Source organism: Salmonella sp. WC3, assembly GCF_042932255.1.
Lineage (GTDB): Bacteria > Pseudomonadota > Gammaproteobacteria > Enterobacterales > Enterobacteriaceae > Salmonella > Salmonella enterica.
In genome coordinates, this window is sequence record NZ_CP170629.1 from 4,141,733 (window position 1) to 4,158,199 (window position 16,467).

Below are 16,467 nucleotides of genomic sequence, written 5' to 3' on the forward strand. Positions count from 1 at the left end.
GTCCTTTGCCCAACTGCCCCGCCGTTGACGGCGGCTCAATGGTTATGCCGCGTCAATCTGTCCAGATAGCCCATCACAAACGCCGACAGGACAAAGGTCAGATGGATGATGACATACCACATTAATTTGTTATCCGGGACGTTTTTCGCGTCCATAAACACGCGTAACAGGTGAATGGAAGAGATAGCGACTATCGATGCCGCCACCTTATTTTTTAGCGACGTCGCATCCATTTTCCCCAGCCAGTTCAGCTTCTCCTTGCCCGCAGAGATATCCAGCTGAGAGACAAAATTCTCATACCCGGAGAACATGACCATTACCAGCAACCCGCCGACCAGCGTCATATCAACCAGCGATAACAGCACCAGGATCAGATCGGCCTCCGCCAGGGCAAAAACGTTCGGCAGAACGTGTAGAATTTCCTGGAAAAATTTTAGCGCTAAAGCGATCAGCGCCAAAGAGAGGCCAAAATACACCGGCGCGAGCAGCCAGCGAGACGCATACATTACATTTTCAAGAAAGCGTTCCATAGGGACCTGTCAGGTAACTAAAACCAGCAACAGTATATCTCAACCATGCAACATCAGATCAACATGCAGTTAAGAGCCTATCCCACCAGGCGTTATTGGCGCAGCCAGTTTGGACACGGACAGCGCGCAAAAACCGGAGCGTACACGTAGTACGTGAGGTTTGACTCGCTACGCTCGCCCTTCGGGCCGCCGCAAGCGGCGTTCAAAACGCTAACGCGTTTTGGCGAGCACTGCCCAGGTCCAAAATGGCAAGTAAAATAGCCCTAATGGGATAGGCTCTAAGTCTCATCCGGGTTAACCTGTGGGCGCTGATATTCCGGCCATACCAGCTCGACCAACGCCGGGTAGGCTTCAAGACTGAACTCACGAAAACACTGGCGTAAATTAAGGACGTCCAAATCCGAATACGGCACCTTTTCTCCGTTCAGACAACGCTTCTTAATATTGTCGTAATACTTATAAACGGCAGAGTTAAGGTCGCTGCAACGACGCTGTGCGTCAAATAATCCAGGCGTTTCATTCAACTCAGTCATTGTCATTCGTTTTATCGTTGCATGAAGGAAATCGATATATTCATGGTTAACGCGCCAGTACCATACCGGCGTTATCGAATTCATTAATACTGAGAAATGATCTTCGCCCTCTTCCTTTGTCATGGGTTCAGTTTGATTTAAATTTACGATTTTTCCACCAGGACGTTTTTTATTAACCTCCCACATCAGGAAGATGTATCGCGCCGGTCAGTAATAGCAATATAATAACAGAATAAAAAATACTGTTCATAGCAGGCTCCATTTTTTTTGATTTTAAAATTACGCCATGTTATTGTCAACGAAACCTACACTATTAAAAATAGTATACCACTGATCGTAAAGGATATTTAGTCATGCTTCCTGAGCATCTGGTTTCCTCTCATTTTCGCCTGTCATCGCCGCCCCCTGAAGCCACAGAAAACAGTAAAAATTTGCCTAAGGGAAAGACAAAACTCAGCGATTACGAGCCCGATATTTTAATTAGCGCTAACGCTGCCGGGCAACACAGAAACGTATTATTTGAAGAACGCGACCGTCATATTAAAGAACGTCTGTATTGTGTGGCTAAAATTGAAACGTTTGCCCGCCTGATAAACGCACTACAGGCAGAAGGCGATATTGATGCCCAAACGCTAAGTAAAATACTGGCGGATAAAACCGCAATGATAAATGAAAAAGGCAATGCCATTTGGCTTAATTTAATCACTCGCGAAACCGATATGCCGCTATTTTATTCACTGGAAGATAAAGATGAAAGAAGTTGAAGACAATAACGTTTATTTGGCTTTAGACAACCATAAAAGTGATGAATTTATCTTAAAGCAAAATCTTGCAGCGCTAATCGCCAGCAAAAATGCCACCCTGGAAAAGGTAACGCAGGAGGTGGTATCCATACCGGCGGCGTTAGTACGCCTGAAGTGGCAAAACCGACGGGAGATGTATGCGTTACAGGTCAAAGAGGAGATTTATGGCGCGACCATCAATGCCATTATCGAGCAGCATCCTGAATTACGAGACAAAATTATGTCTCGTCTTGAAAGTGACTGGCAGCATCTGCTGGCTCGCGAGACGGCAACCCTACGTCTGACGCGTAAGCTTTCCGATGGCGACTACCGGACGCGCAACGTCACCACCGTCGCACGGCGAGAAAAATAACCTTCATGGCTAGTTAACTCTGTTGTGAATACGGGCGAAGCATAAGGATCGTTCTGATTCTCCCTCTTACGGTAGTAAAAGTGTCTACGCTTAAAGGGTGTTCAACCTGAAGGGAGAAGCTCAATGTCTCATCTATACGACCCTACCACGCAGTATTACACCGGCGAGTATCCTAAGCAAAAACAGCCGGCGCCCGGCGTCCAGGCGAAAATGACGCCTGTTCCTGACTGTGGTGAAAAAAGTTATGTCGGCAGTGGTCGCCTTAAAGATCGTAAGGCGCTGGTGACAGGGGGCGACTCCGGGATTGGGCGCGCTGCCGCTATCGCTTACGCGCGTGAAGGCGCAGATGTCGCGATCAACTATCTGCCAGCGGAAGAAGAGGACGCCCAGCAGGTTAAAGCGCTGATTGAGGAGTGCGGCCGTAAAGCGGTGTTATTGCCAGGCGATCTTAGCGACGAATCTTTCGCCCGTTCGCTGGTCCATAAGGCGCGTGAAGCGCTGGGCGGGCTGGACATTCTGGCGCTGGTGGCCGGTAAACAGACGGCAATCCCGGAGATAAAAGATCTGACCAGCGAGCAATTTCAGCAAACCTTCGCCGTTAACGTTTTTGCTCTGTTCTGGATAACCCAGGAAGCGATTCCGATGCTGCCAAAAGGCGCCAGTATTATCACAACGTCGTCTATCCAGGCGTATCAGCCCAGTCCGCACCTGCTGGATTATGCGGCAACCAAGGCGGCAATCCTCAATTACAGCCGTGGCCTGACGAAACAGGTGGCGGAAAAAGGAATTCGTGTGAATATTGTCGCGCCTGGCCCTATCTGGACAGCGCTGCAAATTTCCGGCGGTCAAACCCAGGATAAAATTCCGCAGTTTGGTCAGCAGACGCCAATGAAGCGGGCCGGCCAACCGGTAGAGCTGGCGCCGGTGTATGTCTATCTGGCAAGCCAGGAATCCAGTTACGTTACCGCAGAAGTGCACGGCGTGTGCGGCGGGGAGCATTTAGGCTAACGCATGAAGTCGATTAAGGTGGCGCAATTCTGTTAAGCAAGGCGCCACTTTAGGCAATAAAAAAGCCGGGTGGCGACTTCGCCTTACCCGGCCTACAGCGTCAGCAGAATACTTATTTCGCTTTCGCGGTCTCTTCGCCGACCAGACCAATTTTGAGATAGCCCGCCTGATGCAGCATATCCATCACTTTCATCAGGGTTTCATACTCTACGGTTTTATCCGCGCGGAAGAAAATCGTAGTATCCTTTTTCCCTTCCGTCAGGGCCGTTAGCTCGGCAATCATAGTATCATCCGTCACCGGATCGTTACCGATAAACATGGTGTTATCCGCTTTCACCGACAGATAAACCGGTTTTTCCGGACGCGGCTGTGGCGTACTGGTAGAAGCGGGCAGATTCACCTTGACGTCCACCGTCGCCAGCGGCGCAGCCACCATAAAGATAATCAGCAGAACCAACATGACATCGATAAACGGCGTCACGTTGATTTCATGCATTTCGCCGTTGTCATCCAGGTTCTCGTTAAGACGCATTGCCATGACGCATTACCCTACCCGTAATTTCTGCGCGGCGCGTACCGGCTGCGCACTGGCGCTCGCATTCAGATCGAGATCGCGGCTTTGCAGCAGCAATACCTGCGCCGCCACGTCGCCCAGCGTCGCTTTGTAACTGCCTATCTGACGTGCGAAGATGTTGTAAATGACGACCGCCGGGATCGCGGCTACCAGCCCAATCGCCGTCGCCAGCAGCGCTTCCGCAATACCAGGAGCAACCACCGCCAGGTTGGTGGTCTGCGTTTGCGCAATACCGATGAAGCTATTCATAATGCCCCATACGGTGCCAAACAACCCGACGAAGGGGGAAATGGCGCCGATCGTCGCCAGATAACCGTTGCCTCGTCCCATGTAGCGGCCAACTGCCGCGACGCGACGTTCCAGACGGAAGCCGGTACGTTCTTTAATCCCTTCGTTATCTTCGCTGCCCTGAGAGAGTTCCAGTTCATTCTGCGCTTCATTGATGAGTTGTGCGCTGAGGCTTTTTGCGCTGAAACCTGCCGCAATGTCGGAAGCCTGATCTAAGGAGCGCGCATCGGCTAATTGCAATTGTTCGCGCTTTAAGCGGCGCTTTTGCGTGAAAAATTCAACGCTTTTACTGAAGAAGATAGCCCAGGTGACGACTGACGCCAGAATCAAACCAATCATCACGCACTTCACGACAATATCGGCGTGCTGATACATGCCCCAGACGGAAAGATCCGTCTGCATCAAATTATTACCCACTCTGTATCTCCAGGACGCAAATCACAAAATCTGAGCATAATAATATCAAAACAACGTCGAATTGATAGTCGTTCTCATTACTATTTACATACTGCCGCACCTTTACTGCTTTTTCTTTGCGCTTACGCATTAAAAAAGCCACCTGTTTTTATTTTGGCAAATGACCCGTCCTGAATAGCGTTGACACGTTCCAGACTTAAATCCGGAGAACGTGATGATGACTGAGTTCAAACGCACCCAACGCGATTATCCTCTATCCTTTAAAATAGCCGTCGTTGAGCAGGTCGAAAAAGGCGAGATGACCTATAAACAGGCCCAGCAGCGATATGGCATTCAGGGGCGCTCCACCGTACTTGTCTGGCTGCGTAAATATGGCCGGCTTGACTGGAGACCCGGACTTCCTGACCTGGTGAAGAGGAAACTGCCTGTGGCTCAGACAACTATCCCGCTGACACCCGAGCAAAGAATCAGGGAACTTGAAGAACAGCTTGAGCTGGCAAACCAGAAAGCTGAGTTTTTTGAGTCCGTTATCAACGTCCTGAAAAATGATTACGGGGTAAGTGTTGTAAAAAAGCGGCCCGGCAAGTCCTCACGCAAAGTCAGGCCCCCAAAATAACAGTTACGCGTGCATGTCAGTTCCTGGGGCACAGCAGACAGGCGTGGTACCAGTACAATACAAGATGTAATAAACGGCAGGAGCATCATGCTCAGGTTCTTGATTTTGTTGCCCGTACCCGGTGCCGCCAGCCGCGAATCGGTACGCGTAAACTGCACTATCTGCTGAACATGCAGGCCGATAAAACGCTGAATATCGGACGGGACCGTCTGTTTAATCTGCTGGGTGAATACCGGCTCCTGGTCCCCGTGAAACGGGCATATCACAAAACCACCAACAGCCATCATCGCTTTTACCGGCATCCTAATCTGCTGAAACCCGGCCCTGAACAGGTTACCGCCCTTGAGCCAGAGCAGGTCTGGGTCGCCGATATTACTTACCTTCCACTACGCAGCGGCACGGCCTATCTGAGTCTGGTCACCGATGCCTGCTCCAGAAAAATCGTGGGTTACCATGTCGGGGAAAACCTGCAGACAGAAAATGTGGTAAAGGCGTTCAGGCAGGCTCTGAGGCGGAGAAAAACGACAGGTCCGCTGGTACATCGCTCTGACAGAGGACTGCAATACTGTTCGGTACTTTATCAGTCAGTTCATGAGCGAAACGGAATAACCTTTTCAATGACCGATGGTTACGACTGCTACCAGAATGCGCTGGCTGAGAGAATAAACGGGATACTGAAAAATGAGTTTTTACTCTCGCGTCCTGCAGACCTGGAGCAAGCGCGGGAAATAGTAAAAGAGTCCGTGGCAATTTATAACCATGAACGGCCACACCTGGCCCTGAAATACAAAACGCCCGATGATGTTCATCAGGCGTTTTACAGACAAAAAACTGTCAACCTATATCAGGACTAGTCAAAAATTTTCATCTGTATCACACGTCGCCAGGGTGCAGATGGTTATATTCATGCTAGTTTAGACATCCAGACGGTTAAAATCAGGAAACGCAACATGACGGATAAACAGTTGGATACCAAACTGGTAAACGCAGGACGCAGCAAAAAATACACGCTTGGCTCAGTGAATAGTGTGATTCAACGCGCTTCTTCACTGGTGTTTGACACCGTCGAGGCCAAAAAACACGCTACCCGCAATCGCGCCAACGGCGAATTATTTTACGGACGCCGGGGAACGCTGACCCACTTTTCGCTCCAGGAAGCCATGTGTGAACTGGAAGGCGGCGCCGGATGCGCGCTCTTCCCGTGCGGCGCGGCGGCGGTCGCCAACACCATTCTGGCATTCGTTGAGCAGGGCGACCACATCCTGATGACCAACACAGCCTATGAACCCAGCCAGGATTTCTGCAGCAAAATTCTCGGCAAACTGGGCGTGACGACAAGCTGGTTCGACCCGCTCATCGGCGCTGATATCACGCAACATATTCAGCCGAACACGAAAGTCGTATTTCTGGAATCCCCCGGTTCTATTACCATGGAAGTACATGATATTCCTACCATTGTCAGTGCGGTCAGACGCGTCGCGCCAGAAGCCGTCATCATGATTGATAATACCTGGGCGGCTGGCGTTCTGTTCAAAGCTCTGGAATTCGATATTGATATCTCTATCCAGGCGGGCACTAAATATCTGATTGGTCATTCTGATGCGATGGTCGGGACTGCCGTTGCAAATGCGCGCTGCTGGGAACAATTGCGGGAAAACGCCTATCTGATGGGGCAAATGCTCGACGCCGACACGGCTTATATGACCAGCCGCGGTCTGCGCACACTCGGTGTCCGACTGCGCCAGCATCAAGAAAGCAGCCTCAAAATCGCCGCATGGCTGGCGAACCATCCTCAGGTCGCGCGCGTTAATCATCCGGCCCTGCCGGGTAGCAAAGGTCATGCGTTCTGGAAACGAGACTTTACAGGCAGCAGCGGTCTGTTCTCCTTTGTGCTCAATAAAAAGCTGACCGAGGCAGAATTATCAGCCTATCTGGATAACTTTTCGCTGTTCAGTATGGCCTACTCCTGGGGAGGCTACGAATCGCTGATTATTGCTAATCAGCCGGAACAGATCGCCGCGATTCGTCCCGCAGGCGGCGTAGATTTTACCGGTACGCTGATTCGGGTGCATATTGGTTTAGAGAGTGTTGATGATTTGATCGCTGATTTAGCCGCCGGCTTCGCCAGAATTGTGTAAAGTTGCCGGGGATGGACATATATGCAGACAATTTCCGTGGAAAAGTCTGCGTTTGTTGCGTCCGGGATCAAGGCATCCCGGACGATTCAGGAGTACAATAGGCAGATAAAAGCGTAAATGCTGTTCCACAGGAAAGTTCATGGCTGTCATTCAAGATATTATCGCTGCGCTCTGGCAACATGATTTTGCCGCGCTGGCGAATCCACACGTTGTTAGCGTCGTCTACTTTGTCATGTTCGCCACGCTATTTTTAGAAAACGGTCTGCTGCCAGCGTCATTCTTACCTGGCGATAGTCTGCTGCTACTGGCAGGCGCGTTGATCGCCCAGGATGTGATGCATTTTTTGCCGACGATTGGCATTCTCACCACCGCGGCCAGTCTCGGCTGCTGGCTAAGTTATATCCAGGGACGCTGGCTCGGTAATACGCGTACCGTCAAAGGCTGGCTGGCGCAGCTTCCGGCAAAATATCATCAGCGCGCCACCTGCATGTTTGACCGTCACGGTTTGTTAGCGTTACTTGCCGGGCGCTTTCTGGCGTTTGTCCGCACTCTGCTGCCAACAATGGCGGGTATTTCCGGCCTGTCCAACCGCCGGTTTCAGTTTTTTAACTGGTTAAGCGGCCTGCTGTGGGTGACTGTCGTGACCAGCTTCGGCTACGCGCTCAGTATGATCCCGTTTGTTAAGCGCCATGAAGACCAGGTAATGACATTTTTAATGATCCTTCCCGTCGCGCTACTGGTCGCCGGGCTGTTAGGTACGCTGGTCGTGGTGATTAAAAAGAAATACTGTAACGCCTGACGTATCCATAATCGGCCAGGATGGCCCGATTACGCTTCGTTGACCCGTGGCGGGATGCCCCACTTAGCTCCCTTGCATTGTCCGCATTCTTGCCGCATCTTCGCCCGGCGTAACGTCAAAATAACGTTTAAACTCCCGGCTAAACTGCGATGCGCTCTCATAGCCGACCCGCATCGCCGCGGCGCTGGCCTTCATACCATCGTGAATCATCATCATCCGCGCTTTATGCAGTCGGTAGCTTTTTAAATACTGCAACGGCGAGGTGCTGGTGACCGCCTTAAAATTATGGTGAAACGCCGACACGCTCATGTTCGCTTCTGCCGCCAGTTGCTCAACGTTCAGGTTCTCGGTGTATTTCATTTCGATCTGTTTAAGTACGCGACTGATCAGGCTAAAGTGCGTCTGGCGACTAACCAGCGCAAGCAGCGCCCCGCCGCGCGGCCCCATCAGCACATGATAAAGAATTTCGCGAATAATCTGTTTTCCCAGAATCCGCGCATCCAGCGGGCGCTCCATCACATCCAGCAATCTTTCCACCGCGCATAAAATCTCGTCCGACAGCGTGGCGGAGTTAATCCCGCTGGCCGCCATCGGCAACTGGAAACGCTCATCTTCGCCAATGTCCATGAGCAACTCTTGCAGTTGCAGCACATCAATGTCGAGCCGAATACCGGCCAACGGTACCTCCGGCGTCGCCCAGGTCTCGCATTCAAAAGGGAGCGGCACGGTCAGTAAGAGATATTCATTAGCGTCATAACGAAACTTGCGCTTGTTAATATAGCCAATTTTATGGCCGGAAAAGAGAAATATGATGCCAGGCTGATACATGACCGGCGTGCGCGGCCCCGGTTCAACACCATACAACAGACGAATGCCCGCCAGCCGCTCGCTGATTATTTTATCATTATTTTTTAAATGATTAATTTTATCAGCCAACTGTAAGCAAATTGCTTCACGATTCATAACGCGCCATTTTTTTATCAAATCCACTCCGCTGGATTGTGCGCATTTTTAGCGATTTTCTCCAGCATTCTGGAGAAATAGGCAAAACATTGGCAGAAATGTGCATTGAGAGACATCTCTCACAAGACCACAATGATGACCATCAGGCAGACAGCCGCCTGCCCTCTTTTTACCCACATAAGGGAATGAGCAATGAAAAATTTCAAATTACATACCCCTACCCGCATTCTGTTTGGTAAAGGCGCTATCGTCGATCTCCGCGATCAGATCCCGCAGGACGCCCGCGTGCTGATTACCTATGGCGGCGGTAGCGTGAAAAAGACCGGCGTACTGGCGCAAGTTCAGGACGCGTTAAAAGGACTGGATGTTCGGGAGTTTGGCGGTATTGAACCGAACCCGTCCTATGAAACGCTGATGAAGGCCGTGCAGCTTGTGCGCGACGAAAGTATTACCTTCCTGCTGGCCGTTGGCGGCGGTTCCGTACTGGACGGCACCAAATTTATCGCCGCAGCGGCGCAGTATACGGACGGCGTCGATCCGTGGCACATTCTGGAAACCGGCGGTACTGAGATTCGTAGCGCAATCCCGATGGGGTCTGTGCTGACCCTACCGGCAACCGGCTCAGAATCGAACGCCGGCGCAGTCATTTCCCGTAAAACTACTGGCGACAAACAGGCCTTCCACTCCTCGTTCGTGCAACCGGTGTTTGCCGTACTGGATCCGGTCTACACCTATACATTGCCGCCGCGCCAGGTTGCGAACGGCGTCGTGGATGCTTTCGTCCATACCGTTGAGCAGTACGTCACTTACCCGGTTAACGGCAAAATTCAGGATCGTTTCGCCGAAGGCATTTTACTCACACTGATTGAAGAAGGTCCCAAAGCGCTGCAAGAGCCTGAAAACTATGACGTCCGCGCTAACGTGATGTGGGCCGCTACTCAGGCGTTAAATGGCCTGATTGGCGCTGGTGTTCCGCAGGACTGGGCGACGCATATGCTGGGCCATGAGCTTACCGCGATGCACGGTCTCGATCATGCCCAAACGCTGGCTATCATTCTGCCTGCGCTATGGAACGAAAAACGAGACGTTAAACGCGCAAAACTCCTGCAATATGCTGAACGTGTATGGAATATCACCGACGGTTCCGACGACGAGCGTATTGATGCCGCCATTGCCGCCACCCGCCGTTTCTTTGAACAGATGGGCGTGCCTACCCACTTGTCCGATTACGGTCTGGATGGCAGCACTATTCCGGCGCTACTGGCTAAACTTGAGGCGCATGGATGCACAAATTTAGGTGAAAATCAGGATATTACGCTGGATGTCAGCCGTCGGATTTATGAAGCGGCGCGCTAAGGTTTTTTCGCCTCTGACTTTCGTTTTTGGCCATTTCGTCCAGACTTAAGTCACTTAGTCTCGCCGGACCCGACTCCGGCGAGCCAATTAAAAGAGGAACACATCATGGCTAATCCAACCATTATCAGGCTACAGGATGGCAACGTAATGCCACAACTTGGGCTGGGAGTCTGGAAAGCAAGCAATGAAGAGGTGATCGCGGCGATTCATAAAGCGCTGGAGGTGGGCTATCGATCGATTGATACCGCCACAGCATATCAGAATGAAGAAGGCGTCGGCAAAGCGCTAAAAGCAGCGAGCGTGGCGCGGGAAGAGCTGTTTATCACCACTAAGTTGTGGAATGACGATCAAAAACGTCCCCGCGAAGCCCTGCAGGAGAGTCTGAAAAAACTGCAACTTGATTATCTCGATCTCTATCTGATGCACTGGCCCGTACCGGCTATCGATCACTATGTCGACGCCTAGAAGGGCATGATCGCGCTGCAAAAAGAGGGGCTGGTAAAGAGTATCGGGGTCTGTAACTTTCAGATCCATCACCTCCAGCGTCTGATCGATGAAACCGGCGTTACCCCTGTGATCAACCAGATCGAGCTTCACCCCTTGATGCAACAGCGCCAGCTACATGCGTGGAATGCGACGCATAAAATCCAGACCGAGTCCTGGAGCCCGCTGGCGCAGGGTGGCGAAGGCGTATTCGATCAGAAAGTGATTCGCGAACTGGCGGATAAATACGGCAAAACGCCCGCCCAGATTGTTATTCGCTGGCATCTGGACTGCGGGCTGGTCGTCATTCCGAAATCCGTCACCCCTTCCCGTATCGCGGAAAACTTTGCTGTCTGGGATTTCCGTCTCGATAAAGATGAATTAGGCGAGATCGCAAAACTGGCTCAAGGAAAACGCCTCGGCCCCGATCCGGATCAGTTCGGCGGTTAAGCCGGATTTATCGCACGCCATGCCCGACGATGTCGTCGGGCTTTTTTGCATTCCGAAACATTAAGAAACAATTACGCGCATTTAACAGTATATTTCCCCCACACACAAGCGCATAATTATTCTAATTTTGTGAATAATTATTCATATTTATTATGAATTTACTTAATGCATATAAAATATTTATGGATGTGTGATTGTGGCGGAAAAAAAATCTCAGGGCGTCAAATGGCTCCCATTCATTCTTATTCTGGTTATCGCCGCCGGACTGTGGCAGCTAACGCCCCCTTCCGGGTTAAGCGCGCCGGCCTGGCATTCCGCGATTATTTTTGTCGCGACGATCGCCTCTATCGTGGCGAAAGTGCTGCCTATTGGCGCGGTCGGTATTATTGGTATCACCGTCTTTGCGCTCGCCTATGCTGCCGGCGACAAAACGGCCAGCGGCGCGATTACCACGGCCTTGAGCGAGCTGAACAGTTCGCTGATCTGGCTTATCGTCGTCGCCTTTATGATTGCCCGTGGGTTTATCAAAACCGGGCTGGGTCGGCGTATCGCCCTACAAATGATCCGTCTGTTAGGTAAACGAACGCTGGGTCTGGCTTATGGTCTGGCGTTTGCCGATCTGATCCTCTCCCCCGCGATGCCCAGTAACACCGCGCGCTGCGGCGGCGTGATTTACCCGATCGCCGACTCGCTGGCGCGCAGCTTTGATTCACATCCGGAAGATGAGTCTCGCAGCAAAATCGGCACCTTTCTGATCACCTGTATTGGCAATGTTAACGACGTCACTGCCGCACTGTTTATGACCGGTTATACGGGTAACCTGCTGGCGGTAAAACTGGCGGCGAACGCCGGCGTTACGTTGAGCTGGGGAAGTTGGTTTATCGCCGCGCTCCTGCCTTGCCTGGTCTCTTTTCTTATCGTCCCGCTGCTGGTCTACTGGCTGACGCGTCCGGAAATTAAACATACGCCGGATGCGCCGGATTTGGCGCGCAAAGAGCTGGCGCAAATGGGCAGTATGACGCGCGGCGAGTGGCTCATGCTGGCGACCGTCGGCGTGTTGCTGGTGCTATGGATTTTTGGCAGCTCGCTCGGCGTGGATGCCACGACGGCCTCTTTTGTCGGTCTCTCGATTTTATTACTGAGCGGCGTGCTCACCTGGGAAGACGTTAAAAGCGAAAAAGGCGCCTGGGATACGTTGATTTGGTTTGCCGCGCTGCTGATGATGGCTAACCAGTTGAAGAAACTAGGATTCACCAGTTGGTTTGGCAACCTGATTGGCGACAGCATCGGCAGTACGATGCATGGAACCAGTTGGATAATCATCCTGCTGCTGCTTAACGCAGCCTATTTTTATACCCACTATTTTTTCGCCAGCGGCAACGCGCAAATCGCCGCGCTGTATGCGGTGTTTCTGGGTGTCGGTCTGCATCTGAATATCCCGGCGGCGCCGATGGCGCTCATGCTGGCGTTTACCAGCAGCCTGTACTGCTCTCTTACGCAGTATACCCACGCACGCGGCCCCATTCTATTTGGCGCCGGCTATGTACCGACGGGCGTCTGGTGGCGAACGGGATTTATTATCAGTCTCTTTAATCAGGCGGTCTTTTTGACAGTCGGCCTCGCATGGTGGAAAGTGTTAGGGTTGTATTAAACGCTTAACTCATCGATAAGCCCCTCGGTTAACGGAGAAATGGAATGACCTGCATTTTCTGTCAAATAGTTGAAGGTAAAGCACCTTGTCATAAAGTTTGGGAAGATGAGCATCACCTGGCTTTTTTGTCGATTTTTCCGAATACCGATGGGTTTACCGTAGTGATCCCGAAAAAACATTACCCCAGCTACGCGTTCGATCTACCGCCGCAGGCGTTAGCGGACCTGATGCTGGCGACCCAAAAAGTGGCTAAGAAACTGGATAAGGCTTTCCCGGATGTCAGTCGTACGGGAATGTTCTTCGAAGGTTTCGGCGTAGACCATGTGCACAGTAAATTAAGCCCCATGCACGGTACTGGCGATTTAACCCACTGGAAACCGATTGAATCGCGGCAGAATAAATTTTTCGAACAGTATGAAGGATATCTGTCGTCACACGATCATGAACGGGCTGATGATGAAAAACTGGCCGCGCTGGCGGCCAGAATTCGTGAGGCATAAATACGGAGCACTTCTGCCGGATGGCGGTGTAAGCACCTTATCCGGCCTACAAAACTGTGCTATTCATAGACCTGATAAGCGCAGCGCCGTCAGGCATTATACCTTAGATTATATACTTCTTATCTATTTTAATATATCAACCCTGGTAGGTTAAATATTACGGCGCGTGGCTAAATATTTCGTACAAAAACCATCCAGGAATAGCGGCAATAACACCCATTAAAATTATCCCTGCAAGAGTCATTTGCCTGTCTTCACGTTTTTCCATATTACATGCTTTAATAGCCATTATGAATATAACAACAGCTATTATAGCAATTACGATAAAACAGGGAATAATAATCATACCCATGATATCCCCTCCTCTGGGGCTGTATACAAGCATCATGCCTTAATCATTAAGGTAATATATAATTAATTTATACAATCAATAATATTTAAATAAAATATAAAGCTCCCCGTAATTTAGCAATTACTAAAGACCGACACAATATATTTAGATGTCTGTTACTTCCAGAAACATTAGCTTCCAGAAGCAACAGATTCAAAGGTAATTAACGCCCTGCGCCTTTCCCGCGCTTCTTATTCGCAGCAAGCCCCTGCCGCTGATGTTCCACCGGCGTATGCTTGGTCAACGCCGGGCGCGTGTTGCGGTTCTGGCGACGCGCTTCGCGCATCTCTTCAATGGTCGGCGCAGGCACCAGACACTCACGGCGACCGCCAATCAGGTGCTTTTTCCCCATCGCTTCCAGCGCCTGGCGAATCAGCGGCCAGTTCGCCGGATCGTGATAACGCAGCAGCGCCTTATGCAGGCGACGTTGCCTGTCTCCCTTCGGCACCACCACTTCTTCACTCTTATAACCAATTTTACCCAGCGGGTTTTTGCCGGTGTAATACATGGTGGTCGAATTCGCCAACGGCGACGGGTAGAAGTTCTGCACCTGATCCAGACGGAAGCGGTGGCGCTTGAGCCACAGCGCCAGATTCACCATATCCTCGTCCCGCGTGCCCGGATGCGCGGAGATAAAATACGGGATCAGATACTGCTCTTTTCCGGCCTGTTTAGAGTAAAGGTCAAATAACTCTTTAAAGCGATCGTAGCTGCCCATACCCGGCTTCATCATTTTCGACAGCGGACCTTCTTCAGTATGCTCCGGCGCAATCTTCAGATAGCCGCCCACATGATGGCTCGCCAGCTCTTTAATGTAGCGAGGATCTTCTACGGCGATGTCGTAGCGCACGCCGGAGGCAATTAAGATTTTCTTAATGCCTTTCAGCTCACGGGCGCGGCGATAAAGATTGATCGTCGGCGTATGGTCAGTATCCATATGCGGACAGATATCCGGATAGACGCATGACAGGCGACGACAGGTCTGCTCCGCACGCGGCGACTTACAGCGCAGCATATACATGTTCGCGGTAGGACCGCCCAGATCGGAGATCACGCCGGTAAACCCCGGCACCGTGTCGCGGATCGCTTCGATCTCGTTGATAATAGAGTCTTCCGAGCGGCTCTGAATGATGCGCCCTTCATGTTCAGTGATCGAGCAGAAAGAGCAGCCGCCAAAGCAGCCGCGCATGATATTGATCGAAAAGCGGATCATCTCATAGGCCGGAATACGGGCATTGCCGTAAGCCGGGTGCGGCACACGCTGATACGGCAGCGCAAACACGCTATCCATCTCTTCAGTGGAGAGCGGTATGGCGGGCGGGTTGATCCAGACATAGCGGTCGCCGTGTTTTTGCATCAGCGCCCGCGCGCAGCCAGGGTTAGTTTCGTGATGCAGAATACGCGACGCATGGGCGTACAGCACCTTGTCGCCTTTCACCTTTTCAAAGGATGGCAGCAGGATATAGGTTTTTTCCCACGGCTTCGGACGCGGCGGCTGCACGGTAATCGCTTTAGCTTCCTGCTTTTTCGGCGCGACCGGCTTGTTATCCGCGCACGGCAGATCCTCACCATAGGGATGGGGAATTGGATCGATTTTACCCGGCGTGTCCAGACGAGTGGAGTCGACGCCGCTCCAGCCAGGCAGCGCTTCTTTAACCATAATCGCAGTGTTACGCACGTCGCGAATCTGATCGATGGTTTCGCCCATTGCCAGACGGTGCGCCACTTCCACCAGCGGACGCTCGCCGTTGCCAAACATCAGCATGTCGGCTTTGGAATCGACTAACACCGAACGACGCACAGTATCAGACCAGTAGTCGTAATGCGCGGTACGGCGCAGACTGGCCTCAATGCCGCCAAGGATCACCGGGACATCTTTCCACGCTTCTTTGCAACGCTGGGTATAGACCAGCGTGGCGCGGTCCGGGCGTTTGCCCGCGACGTTATCCGGGGTGTAGGCGTCGTCATGGCGCAGCTTACGGTCGGCGGTGTAGCGGTTGATCATCGAGTCCATGTTGCCGGCGGTGACGCCGAAGAACAGGTTCGGTTTTCCCAGACGCATAAAGTCGTCTTTGCTGTTCCAGTCAGGCTGGGCGATGATCCCCACGCGGAAGCCCTGCGCTTCCAGCATACGACCGCAAATCGCCATGCCGAAGCTCGGATGGTCGACGTAGGCGTCGCCGGTTACCAGAATAATGTCGCAGCTATCCCAGCCAAGTTGATCCATCTCGTCACGTGACATCGGCAAAAACGGCGCCGGCCCAAAGCAGGCGGCCCAGTACTGCGGCCAGGAGAAAAGGTCGCGATCCGGTTGGATCAGGGAGATAGCGCTCATATTGCTTCCAAAACGATTGGCAAAAAAATAATCAAAGGTCGGGGATTATAAGCCGTATCTATAGCGAAAATGAAGGAGATTATCGCCTTATATGCAGGGCTGGCGCGAAATAGAAACAACTTTAAACGGCCTGGCCTGATGTGTTTGAAATTGGTCTTATGAATATCTCCAAATTGGTATGCAATTAATTATACCCACGTCTAAAAACGCAGTATCGCCATAACAACAAAAAGTAAAAAAAATATCATATCATCAGTAATATATAAAAAAACTTCGCTGA

The 16,467-nt window shown here is 51.5% G+C and carries 14 protein-coding genes and 3 pseudogenes; 10 read left to right on the top strand and 7 right to left on the bottom strand.

Annotated elements, in window-relative coordinates:
• Positions 1-35: 35 nt before the first annotated feature.
• Positions 36-530: a TIGR00645 family protein gene (locus ACFK9X_RS20245; protein ID WP_000439335.1), complete on the bottom strand. Its 495-nt coding sequence runs from the start codon at positions 528-530 to the stop codon at positions 36-38.
• A gap of 278 nt (positions 531-808) precedes the next feature.
• Positions 809-1,313: pseudogene (locus tag ACFK9X_RS20250) on the bottom strand (ESA_00282 family adhesion-associated protein).
• Between the two features lie 103 nt (positions 1,314-1,416).
• Between ACFK9X_RS20250 and ACFK9X_RS20255 the strand changes: the two are divergent.
• The 3 genes from ACFK9X_RS20255 to ACFK9X_RS20265 all read left to right on the top strand — a co-directional run bounded on the left by ACFK9X_RS20255 (position 1,417) and on the right by ACFK9X_RS20265 (position 3,226).
• The gene (locus ACFK9X_RS20255) at positions 1,417-1,827 is read left to right on the top strand and encodes a hypothetical protein (RefSeq protein WP_000936444.1); all 411 of its coding nucleotides are present in this window, start codon (positions 1,417-1,419) and stop codon (positions 1,825-1,827) included.
• The gene (locus tag ACFK9X_RS20260; RefSeq protein WP_000665658.1) at positions 1,814-2,218 is read left to right on the top strand and encodes a hypothetical protein; all 405 of its coding nucleotides are present in this window, start codon (positions 1,814-1,816) and stop codon (positions 2,216-2,218) included. The genes ACFK9X_RS20255 and ACFK9X_RS20260 overlap by 14 nt, the downstream gene beginning before the upstream one ends.
• 123 nt (positions 2,219-2,341) lie before the next feature.
• Complete coding sequence (locus ACFK9X_RS20265; protein ID WP_151117524.1) at positions 2,342-3,226, top strand: SDR family oxidoreductase; 885 nt, start codon at positions 2,342-2,344, stop codon at positions 3,224-3,226.
• Between the two features lie 112 nt (positions 3,227-3,338).
• Here the strand turns inward: ACFK9X_RS20265 and exbD are convergent, their stop codons facing one another.
• Both exbD and exbB read right to left on the bottom strand, forming a co-directional pair.
• Positions 3,339-3,764 (bottom strand): TonB system transport protein ExbD, encoded by a 426-nt coding sequence (exbD, locus tag ACFK9X_RS20270; RefSeq protein WP_001251476.1) that lies wholly within the window; start codon positions 3,762-3,764, stop codon positions 3,339-3,341.
• 6 nt (positions 3,765-3,770) lie between these two features.
• On the bottom strand, positions 3,771-4,505 hold the full coding sequence (gene exbB, locus ACFK9X_RS20275; RefSeq protein ID WP_000527859.1) for a tol-pal system-associated acyl-CoA thioesterase: 735 nt from the start codon (positions 4,503-4,505) through the stop codon (positions 3,771-3,773).
• Positions 4,506-4,719: 214 nt separating this feature from the next.
• On the opposite strand from exbB, the gene ACFK9X_RS20280 reads away from it, so the two are divergent.
• From ACFK9X_RS20280 to yghB, 3 genes are all read left to right on the top strand, one after another.
• Positions 4,720-5,975 (top strand): IS3-like element ISSen1 family transposase gene (locus ACFK9X_RS20280; RefSeq protein ID WP_151117527.1). Its coding sequence is split into 2 segments (ribosomal slippage): positions 4,720-5,071 and positions 5,071-5,975, totalling 1,257 coding nucleotides; the frame shifts between segments, so codons are not numbered across the junction.
• Between the two features lie 96 nt (positions 5,976-6,071).
• The gene (gene metC, locus ACFK9X_RS20285) at positions 6,072-7,259 is read left to right on the top strand and encodes a cystathionine beta-lyase (RefSeq protein WP_023259267.1); all 1,188 of its coding nucleotides are present in this window, start codon (positions 6,072-6,074) and stop codon (positions 7,257-7,259) included.
• Positions 7,260-7,398: 139 nt separating this feature from the next.
• On the top strand, positions 7,399-8,058 hold the full coding sequence (yghB, locus tag ACFK9X_RS20290; protein ID WP_000268444.1) for a DedA family general envelope maintenance protein YghB: 660 nt from the start codon (positions 7,399-7,401) through the stop codon (positions 8,056-8,058).
• Between the two features lie 63 nt (positions 8,059-8,121).
• Here the strand turns inward: yghB and ACFK9X_RS20295 are convergent, their stop codons facing one another.
• On the bottom strand, positions 8,122-9,021 hold the full coding sequence (locus tag ACFK9X_RS20295; RefSeq protein WP_151117529.1) for an AraC family transcriptional regulator: 900 nt from the start codon (positions 9,019-9,021) through the stop codon (positions 8,122-8,124).
• Between the two features lie 192 nt (positions 9,022-9,213).
• Between ACFK9X_RS20295 and yqhD the strand changes: the two genes are divergently transcribed.
• The 4 genes and pseudogenes from yqhD to ACFK9X_RS20315 all read left to right on the top strand — a co-directional run bounded on the left by yqhD (position 9,214) and on the right by ACFK9X_RS20315 (position 13,461).
• Positions 9,214-10,377: an alcohol dehydrogenase gene (gene yqhD / locus ACFK9X_RS20300; protein ID WP_000787713.1), complete on the top strand. Its 1,164-nt coding sequence runs from the start codon at positions 9,214-9,216 to the stop codon at positions 10,375-10,377.
• A gap of 105 nt (positions 10,378-10,482) precedes the next feature.
• Positions 10,483-11,310 (top strand): annotated as a pseudogene (gene dkgA, locus ACFK9X_RS20305) (2,5-didehydrogluconate reductase DkgA).
• Positions 11,311-11,475: 165 nt separating this feature from the next.
• A pseudogene (locus ACFK9X_RS20310) lies at positions 11,476-12,961 on the top strand (DASS family sodium-coupled anion symporter).
• A 44-nt stretch (positions 12,962-13,005) separates the two neighbouring features.
• Positions 13,006-13,461: an HIT family protein gene (locus ACFK9X_RS20315; protein ID WP_000128242.1), complete on the top strand. Its 456-nt coding sequence runs from the start codon at positions 13,006-13,008 to the stop codon at positions 13,459-13,461.
• A 157-nt stretch (positions 13,462-13,618) separates the two neighbouring features.
• Here the strand turns inward: ACFK9X_RS20315 and ACFK9X_RS20320 are convergent, their stop codons facing one another.
• Both ACFK9X_RS20320 and ACFK9X_RS20325 read right to left on the bottom strand, forming a co-directional pair.
• Complete coding sequence (locus ACFK9X_RS20320) at positions 13,619-13,813, bottom strand: hypothetical protein (RefSeq protein WP_000525382.1); 195 nt, start codon at positions 13,811-13,813, stop codon at positions 13,619-13,621.
• A 202-nt stretch (positions 13,814-14,015) separates the two neighbouring features.
• Positions 14,016-16,187 carry a YgiQ family radical SAM protein gene (locus ACFK9X_RS20325; RefSeq protein ID WP_001626724.1) on the bottom strand — a complete coding sequence of 724 codons (2,172 nt, stop codon included), beginning with the start codon at positions 16,185-16,187 and terminating at the stop codon, positions 14,016-14,018.
• Positions 16,188-16,467: the final 280 nt, after the last annotated feature.